This is a genomic window from Alicyclobacillus suci, assembly GCF_017329615.1.
Taxonomy (GTDB): domain Bacteria; phylum Bacillota; class Bacilli; order Alicyclobacillales; family Alicyclobacillaceae; genus Alicyclobacillus; species Alicyclobacillus suci.
Genome location: NZ_JAFMTW010000042.1, coordinates 23,222 through 31,697, shown reverse-complemented (window position 1 = coordinate 31,697; position 8,476 = coordinate 23,222). Strand labels below are relative to the sequence as shown.

The window sequence follows — 8,476 nt, the reverse complement described above, 5'->3', positions numbered from 1 at the left end:
TGGATGCTGGGCACACGCGAGGCGCAAGTTTGACGAAGCAGTGAAGTCACTGCCATCGTCGGATCAGAAAATGCCAACTGCTGCGCGAGTTGGACTCCAATACTGCAACGATTTGTTCAAGATAGAGCGCGGACTCAAGGATAAAACGGCGGAACAACGTCATGAACTGCGACAGAAGCAAAGTCGCTCTGTACTGGACGCGTTTTTGGCATGGCTAGAAAAACAGAGTGCCGAAGTGACGCCAAAGAGCGCCTTGGGGAAAGCCATCACGTACTGCCTAAATCAATGGAGCAAACTCATCGTGTTTACGGAAGACGGGAATTTAGAGCTAGATAATAACCGGAGTGAGCGTTCCATTAAACCGTTCGTGATTGGTCGAAAGAACTTCTTGTTTGCCAATACACCGAAGGGCGCAATGGCAAGTGCAATCACGTATAGTCTCGTTGAAACTGCAAAAGAAAATGGACTAGAGCCGGTCTCGTACCTCCAACATGTGTTTGAGCAGTTACCCAATCTTGATTCTGGAGAACCGGATGCCTTAAACACCCTACTGCCATGGTCGGAGGAGCTGCCGGAGCACATTCGAAGTCGGCGTAAAACCAAATAAGCACGACGATTATCCCTGCCGATAGCGGGGATGATTTGTTTTATGCCATATAGTCAAGTGAAATCCTAGGTGGTCGCTATTTGACGCTCACCAATGAATAACCTCCTTCAAGAGTGTTTTTTCAGCATAACTGCCCGAGAGCGCCACATCGGCGCTGTGAACGCAGCGCATATTCATTCAAGTGTATAGCTCTGGCCCTAGTATTGTTCCTTCCACATTACTCGGTCCCCCGATAATTGCTTCACCTCAGGAAGCGATGAGCACGACGTTTGTTGAGCTGATCTGGAATGCATGCCCAGCTTCATGCTCTACCAAGTGGAAAACGGCCCACTCAGGCGTCACTTTATATTCGACGTCCTCTGGGTTACGTGAACGGCGCCAATCATCTAGCGTAATTTTGTGAAACGCGTTAAGGAAGAGCGAACGACTTCGAGCAAGTCGTCCAAGATGTTCCTCAAGTGAGACATTGGCGACACGTGTAATCCCATTTTGGGAGTCAACCATTTCAAATTTGAAATCGTTTTTGACATCAGGCGGAAATGTCTCCTCAAGAATGTCTAAGTAGAGCCACGACATCTCGGCCAGCGCAATGTGATAAAGCAATGTGCCGATGGAATTGTCCAGCCCGTCGGGCCCTTCCCAATCCAAAGTTGATTGGTCAAGTCCCTCGACTAGTTCCAAAGTTCTGCTCCGGGTTGCCTGCATCGCTCACAACCACCGGCCAATCTCACTAGGATATCCTTGCAAAGGGACGACCTGCAGTATTTCCCTCATTTTCTCGTCCTCCAGTTCACCTGTCCCACGATCACGGTGAGGTTCGCATGGTCTACTAATATCACATCAGTTCAAAGTAGAAATTGTATTGCAGATAGCTGCCCGAGAGCGACAGGAGTGTTGCCGCATTGGGGCGTATAACCATGCATCCGTGGACTAAGTAGTTCTTCAGTTAATGCACCCGTTACTGCAATAGCTTTTGTAACTGGACTGTAGCTAGAGGATCTAATCATTTGGATTAACGATAGCAAAATGTAAATGGTCTTCCCACTTTCCATTGATTAAGACGTTTTTCTTGGAAAGACCTTCTTTTTCGAATCCTGACTTCTCAAGGACTCTTATTGATGCCGAATTATGCGGCATTACACCAGCTTCAATTCGGTGTAATTTCAGAACCTGAAACGCATAATCAACAACAAGCCGAACCGCTTCTGTGGTGTATCCTCGTCCGTTCTGTGCCTGGTCCAAGGAGTAACCTAACCAACATGACTGTAACGGACCTCGGACAACTTCAGTTAATGAGACAATGCCGATCAAGTCGTCGGAGTCGGGTAAAAACACACCCAAAAAGTACCCCTCATCTTTCTCTTTGCTGGCAATACCAGACCTAATGGAATTCATCTGGTAATTAAGGGTGTAGAAATCTTCAGTACGTGTTGTCAGGTAGGATTCGAAAAATGAACGGTTTCTCAAGTTTAAGTCCAGCTTCGCAGAAGCGTCTGTTTCCTCTAAAAATCTCATATAGATACCGACACCCACTAGTTTCATTGGGAATTCCTCCGGTTCCTTCCTGTATACAGCTGCCCGTTACTGCAGCAAGCATAGCACACGTGAAACGAATAAATATCCATAATTTCTGACGCGTTGGTTCCCATTAAACATGGTCTTTGATTTCAAGCGGATAAGTTTCCGAGATAGCAAGTCCCTAATTCCATCGAATACGGGAAGCCTTTTAAACCTCCGCAAATTCGCTCTTTGATCCCTCTGTTTCTTTCCGAGAAATATTCCCGTTTGCTAAGTGCCTGTATCCAGCCTTTTTGTGCATCTCTCATTTCAGAGATTTTCTCAATAACGCATGTTTTCGGGTCATCACTATTTACATTCTACGACCAGTAAAACGGTCTCGATATCACGGATGGGATGTGGGTAGAAATGGGTTCAAAAACTTGGGGATACGCGCGTGTCAGCAAAACGGATCAGCATCCAGACAGACAGCTAAATCTGCTAATGCGGGAGTACGGCATCCTAAGGGAGGACATTTTTGTCGACAAGTACACCGGGACCACGCGTCGATAGGCCAGCGCTCAGAGAGCTTCAGCGAGTCTTACGCGCGGGAGATAAGATTGTGGTCGAGTCGTTAAACCGAGTCTCTCGCAAGAGTGTAGACTTAGTCGCTCTATTGGAAGATTGGCATGGTCGCGGCATCAGCTTTGAATCTGACAAAGAACATCTAAGCATTGGTGCTGCGGAAATGGGCACAGCGCTCGGAAAACTACAGTTGGCTATCTTTGCCGCGATGGCACAATTCGAGCGGGACAATCTTGTGGAGAGAACCCTTGAAGGGCTGGCTGCTGCAAGAGAAAGAGGACGCGTAGGAGGGCGTCCAAGAAGCGACGAGAAGGCTGTCCAAAAGGCGATTCGGCTGTACTCAGCTGGGACACACTCTGTTCGTGAAGTGTGTCAACTCACTAAAGTTTCGAAGAGCGTGTTGTATCGCGAACTGAAACTTCGCCGTGAGGCGGCTCAGACCGAAGGCGAATCTGGTGGCACGGTAAGCGAAGAGTAATGCCCGACCGATTAACTTGATAGATATTTCGCCAGTTTAGCTCCTAGACGTGATTAGCTATCCCGCCTGCGATGACTTAGAACTGGCTTTTTTCTTTGATTTGACGAGTGTGCCTCGTGGTGATCGTTCAACTGAGGTGAGATCTGATGGTCTTAGTTGATCTGACTTAAGTCGGAGAGTTGAAAGGTGAGATTTCACACGAATGAGTCCAGTTGAACTCCTAATTCAGAATTCCTCTGAGCTCATTCGAAAAGGTGATCGTAATGCCAGTTATTCGCAAGGCACACGGACTGATCCAAAAGTCGGCTCGGGAGATCGTAAGCAAAAGAGTGATGAGATCGGTTTTCAAGCTGATCGTGTAGTTGAAGAATACCATAAAACTTATCTGACTAGCCCGAAAAGTAGCATTGAAAACGGTGTACTAGAGAATAGGGTGCCCATGCATTCTGATGAGGGCTTCGAGCAGAAATGTGGGCCAGATGCTGTGAATGAACCCAATTGCATTTATCCAACAATCACGCTTGCAAGAGTCTATCGGGGTAAGCGTTCTGGTGTGAATACAGTGTTTGAAGCGTTTGGTGAACCATCTGAACAAGCCATAAGAAATTTCAATCGCGTATTCAATGACATTCTAGACGGTTGGGAAAAAAGAAATCATTCAGCATCGACGTAATGTCGGTGCTTTCTTCGTGTTGTGGGTATAATGGAATAAGACCATATCTTGCTTTGGTAATTCAAGAAAAAGGAGTCCAACATTTTATGACTGATAATAAATCTAATCGGTTGATAACCGAGAAATCCCCATACCTTCTGCAACACGCCCACAATCCTGTCGACTGGTTCCCGTGGGGTCAGGAAGCTTTCCAGAAGGCGGCTCGTGAATCCAAGCCCGTCTTTCTGTCCATCGGCTATTCGTAGCCCTGCGGGGCTATGAATAGCACTATACGCTGAAAATGGAGTTTCCAATGTCGACTTGTCATTGGTGCCACGTGATGGCACATGAATCATTTGAAGACGAAGAAGTTGCAAAGTTGCTCAATGAGCATTACGTGGCGATTAAGGTGGATAGAGAAGAGCGTCCCGATATCGATCACGTCTATATGACCTACTGCCAGGCGCTCACCGGCGAGGGCGGCTGGCCGCTCACGGTGGTCATGACGCCGGATGGGCACCCGTTTTTCGCTGGGACGTATTTTCCGAAAACTTCGCGTTACGGTCGGCCAGGGCTGATTGACATCCTGCAGCAGTTGGCGGATAAGTGGGCGAACGAGGGAGAGCGGATTCGCGAGGCGAGCGCGGACATCACGCGCCGTATGCAGCCGATTTTTGCGGCGGCGCCAGCGACGTTTGAGCCGCGGCAAGCGGTGGACAAGGCGTTTGAGCAGCTATCGGCACGCTTTGACCCGGAGTATGGCGGGTTTAGTGATGCGCCTAAGTTTCCGTCGTTCCACCAATTGATGTTTTTGTTGCGCTACCACCGCTTTACCGGCGATGCAGAGGCACTCACCATGGCCACGACGACCATGAACGGGATTATCCGGGGTGGCATTCACGATCACGTCGGAGGCGGCTTATCGCGCTATTCGACCGATGCACTATGGCGCATTCCACACTTCGAGAAGATGTTGTACGACAACGCCTTGGGCGTCTTGACGGCGACCGAGTTGTACCAGGTGACGACCGATGAGACGTATCGCACGTTCATCCGGCGCACGATGAGTTATCTCTCGCGCGAGATGACGTCCGAGGAGGGCGCATTTTACGCGGCGCAAGACGCGGATAGTGAAGGGCAGGAAGGGCGGTTTTATGTGTGGCGCCCGGATGAGGTGGAAGCGGCGCTTGGCGAAGAGTTGGCGCCGTTGTATTGCGACTTCTATGACATCACCGAAGAGGGCAACTTCGAGGGCTACAGTGTGCCCAACCGAATTGATGTCGATGTCGCGTCGTTTGCGGCCTCGAATGGACTGACGGCGGATGAGTTGTGGGCGAAATTGGACGCGGCGAACGAAGTGTTGCTCGAATGGCGGGCGCACCGCACGCCGCCAGGCACGGACGACAAGGTGCTGACTGCCTGGAATGCATTGATGATTGCTGCATGCGCCAAGGCAGGTGCGGTGCTTGGCGACGCCGAGTACATTGGCAATGCGGTGCGCGCTGTGTCGTTTGTCGAGGAGCACCTGGTGCGTCACGACGGGCGGTTGTTGGCGCGTTATCGGGAGGGCGAAGCGGGGATTCTCGCGTACGCGGACGATTACGCGTATCTCGTCTGGGCCTATCTCGAATTGTATCAGGCGACGCTGGACGCGTATTACCTGCGTCGGGCGATGCACTGGCAGATGCGGATGAACGAGTTGTTCTGGGACGACGAACAAGGCGGCTACTTCTTGGCAGGCAAAGATGCCGAGCGGTTGATTGCGGCGCCCAAAACCGCTTATGACGGTGCGACGCCGTCCGCCAATTCGGTCGCTGCGTACAACCTCGTGCGTCTCTATGCCATCACTGGCGAGGCGCACCTGGCAGAGCAAGTCGACCAACTGTTCGCTGCGTTTGGCGAGTTTCTGAATGAGGCGCCGGCCGAACATTTATATCTGTTGATGGCGGGGATGTTGGTCGAGGCGGGATCGACCGAAGTGGTGTTCGCAGAAGCGCACGGCGACAACGAGGTGGCCGCGTTTCTCGAATGCTGGCACGAGGTTTTTGCGCCGGAGGCCGTGGTGCTCAAGCCGGGCGCACGCGTTTCGGAGGCACAGGTGTATCCGGTAGAAGGCGGCGAGACGACGCTCTACGTGTGTCGTCACTTCGCTTGTGAGCGGCCTGTACACGATTGGCGAACGGCGATTGCGCATGTGCGGGTGAATCCGCCGCAGTTGCGCTGAGTTGGTTGGCGAATCGGGGCAAAGCTGAAACCGAGGAATCTCGACATGCGCCAATGGGGAGGCGTTTAGATGTTGCAGTTTGATCACCTCTTGCACGCGGTGCACAGCCCTGAGGCGGTGCGCCAGGCGTTTACGGACGCTTTTGGGCTCACGACGGTGGACGGTGGCACACATCCGCAGTGGGGAACCTACAACACCCTTTGTTATCTAGGGTTGCCGTATATTGAGTGGATTGGCGTACGGGATGAAGCGACCGCTGCGCAGACGGAATTTGGTGCGCGCGTCCTCGCGGCGCTGAGCGTGGCAGAATCGCCTGTGCAGTTCGCGCTGCGGACCTCCAAGATGGATCAGGTGGCCGAGAGTTGGCGGGCCAAGGGGTGTGCGTTTGACGGCCCAGTCGAGGCTTCCCGCAAGCGCCCGGATGGTACGATGCTCTCGTGGCGAATGCTGTTTCCGAAGCAGCCTTTGGGTCGAGGGTTTCAATTGCCGTTTCTCATTGAGTGGGGGGAGCCGGACGAGGTGCGCAGGCAATCGCTCGTGGATAGTGGGGCGCTTCCGCAAGCGCAGCCGTATCATCTTAGCGCCCTCCACTCAGTGGTTGAGTCCTTGAGCACTTTTCAGGCGCGCTTTGCCGAATATTTTTCGGTGCCGCTTTTGTCTGTAGCGGATGCGGTGCGCGGGCAGGGCTTGGTCGCGCACCTCGGTGATGTGGACGTTTATTTTTGGGAGCCGCGTGCGCAGGCGGCTGCACGTGTGTTGGCGCTGCATGGCGAGCGGCCGTTTGAACTGGTGTTGCGTGCGCGTCGTGCCGCAGGTGAGACGTTTGTAGAAGGTAGGCAGATACTCTACGGATTATCGGTTCGCGTGATACGTGGCGAGTAGTCCGGTTGCCTTGTATTCTGCAGCGCGGCGAGTTACCTTTGATAGTGTGAAGCATTTAGATGGATATGCAGGATGTGGGCGCTGGTTGTGTATAGACCCTGTGCTCACGGTTGCAATCGCTTAATTAGGGGGTACCGAGGGTGGCCGATTCAACTACAGCTATCGCAAATGGCCAGATTGACCAGTTGGGCGACGCAGAGGCTGCGATTGAACGCGCGAAACGTGAGGCGTCTGAAGGCGTCGTTGAAGCGCTTTACTTACTGCAGGATTTGGAAGAACGCGGGGTTTTGCCGCTGTTGCGCGCGTTGATTGAACAGGGAGACGACGTCATGCGCGTCGTTTTGGAACTCATCAAACGGCAGGAGTACCTTGGCGGTATGAAAAACGCCGTCACGTTGTTGCAAGCGGTGGGGGCTGTTGAGAAAAATTCGCTGAATACCGCAATGGCGGCTGTGTCCGGTGGACTTGAGGCAGCTGCGTCGACAGCGCCAAAGGAGAAATTTGGCTTGTACGATTTGCTTGCCACGCTGCAAGATCCGGATGTGAGTCGGGCCCTTTCATTTGTCACGTCTTTCCTAAAGGGCATGGGCCGTGCGCTTGGGGACACAGAGGCTGGAGGCGCAGCACGATGAGTTCAGTGCCTGCAGAACCGAATCATGACATGCCACAGCGCATGGAAAAGCCGGTTGTGCAGTTCCGAGATGGCGCTTTCGTAGAGACGACGGATGCGATTGCATCCGAGTATGCCCTCACCATTTTTGTGAATGAAAATGAGTTGGCGACTATCGTTTGCACACCGACGCATATGGAAGAACTGGTTGTAGGATTTCTGGCGTCTGAAGGCATTATTCGCCGGGCCGACCAGATTGAGTCGCTCGCCATCAGTCGCTTTATGGGTACTGCACGGGTGACGACGAAGCACAAGGTGACATTTAATCAGGAGTTTTACAACAAGCGCTATATCGCTTCCTGCTGCGGAAAGGGACGGCAGAGTTTCTATTTTCACAACGATGCGGTCACCGCCAAACATGTCGATGACGATGTACAGCTGACTGCTGATCAGGTATTTGCCGTGCTTGACGCCATGGACGAAAAAGCGACGCTTTTTCATGAGACCGGTGGTGTCCATATGGCGGCGCTGTGCAGGCCGGGTGAACTCGTTTTGGCGCGCACGGATATTGGCCGTCACAACGCACTCGATAAGATTTTTGGCCATGTGCTGCAACAAGAGATTCCGTTGGCAGGCACGGTTATCGCCTTTAGTGGGCGCATTTCTTCCGAGGTACTCTTGAAAGTGGCGAAAATCGGTGTCGGTATCGTTGTGGCGAGGTCTGCACCGACCGCGCTCGCCATTGACATGGCTGATGAGCTCGGTATTACTGCAGTCGGGTTCGTTCGCGGTCGTTCATTTAACGTCTATACGCACCCTTGGCGCATTCGTCAGTAACTGCGGCGGTGACATGACTGTTTGTTCTATTATAGGTCAGGTACCGGCGTGCAGCCGGCGGATGGCCGACCGGGAACCGCTATCCGCATGGTGGCGCTGTTGCG

At 52.5% G+C, this 8,476-nt stretch carries 10 protein-coding genes; 8 read left to right on the top strand and 2 right to left on the bottom strand.

All coding sequences use genetic code 11. The features are described 5' to 3' along the window. Positions 1-607 (top strand): IS66 family transposase (gene tnpC / locus J3482_RS16160; protein WP_206922720.1); only part of this gene is annotated, 607 nt, incomplete at its 5' end. Positions 608-853: 246 nt separating this feature from the next. Here the strand turns inward: tnpC and J3482_RS16155 are convergent. Continuing rightward, complete coding sequence (locus J3482_RS16155; protein WP_206922719.1) at positions 854-1,312, bottom strand: DinB family protein; 459 nt, start codon at positions 1,310-1,312, stop codon at positions 854-856. A 294-nt stretch (positions 1,313-1,606) separates the two neighbouring features. Continuing rightward, positions 1,607-2,149, bottom strand: coding sequence for a GNAT family N-acetyltransferase (locus J3482_RS16150; RefSeq protein ID WP_206922718.1), 543 nt, complete (start codon positions 2,147-2,149; stop codon positions 1,607-1,609). Positions 2,150-2,642: 493 nt separating this feature from the next. Between J3482_RS16150 and J3482_RS16145 the strand changes: the two genes are divergently transcribed. The 7 genes from J3482_RS16145 to fdhD all read left to right on the top strand — a co-directional run bounded on the left by J3482_RS16145 (position 2,643) and on the right by fdhD (position 8,372). Then, positions 2,643-3,167 (top strand): recombinase family protein, encoded by a 525-nt coding sequence (locus tag J3482_RS16145; RefSeq protein WP_206922717.1) that lies wholly within the window; start codon positions 2,643-2,645, stop codon positions 3,165-3,167. Between the two features lie 202 nt (positions 3,168-3,369). Continuing rightward, on the top strand, positions 3,370-3,840 hold the full coding sequence (locus J3482_RS16140; protein ID WP_206922716.1) for a hypothetical protein: 471 nt from the start codon (positions 3,370-3,372) through the stop codon (positions 3,838-3,840). A gap of 86 nt (positions 3,841-3,926) precedes the next feature. After that, positions 3,927-4,085, top strand: coding sequence for a DUF255 domain-containing protein (locus J3482_RS21615; RefSeq protein WP_206922715.1), 159 nt, complete (start codon positions 3,927-3,929; stop codon positions 4,083-4,085). A gap of 74 nt (positions 4,086-4,159) precedes the next feature. Next, positions 4,160-6,043, top strand: a complete 1,884-nt coding sequence (locus J3482_RS16130) for a thioredoxin domain-containing protein (RefSeq protein WP_328702728.1) — start codon at positions 4,160-4,162, stop codon at positions 6,041-6,043. Positions 6,044-6,112: 69 nt separating this feature from the next. Next, on the top strand, positions 6,113-6,925 hold the full coding sequence (locus J3482_RS16125) for a VOC family protein (RefSeq protein ID WP_206922713.1): 813 nt from the start codon (positions 6,113-6,115) through the stop codon (positions 6,923-6,925). 140 nt (positions 6,926-7,065) lie between these two features. Then, positions 7,066-7,557: a helical membrane plugin domain-containing protein gene (locus J3482_RS21610; RefSeq protein WP_146824123.1), complete on the top strand. Its 492-nt coding sequence runs from the start codon at positions 7,066-7,068 to the stop codon at positions 7,555-7,557. After that, positions 7,554-8,372, top strand: a complete 819-nt coding sequence (gene fdhD, locus J3482_RS16115) for a formate dehydrogenase accessory sulfurtransferase FdhD (protein ID WP_236018301.1) — start codon at positions 7,554-7,556, stop codon at positions 8,370-8,372. Before J3482_RS21610 ends, fdhD begins: the two co-directional genes overlap by 4 nt. Positions 8,373-8,476 lie beyond the last annotated feature (104 nt).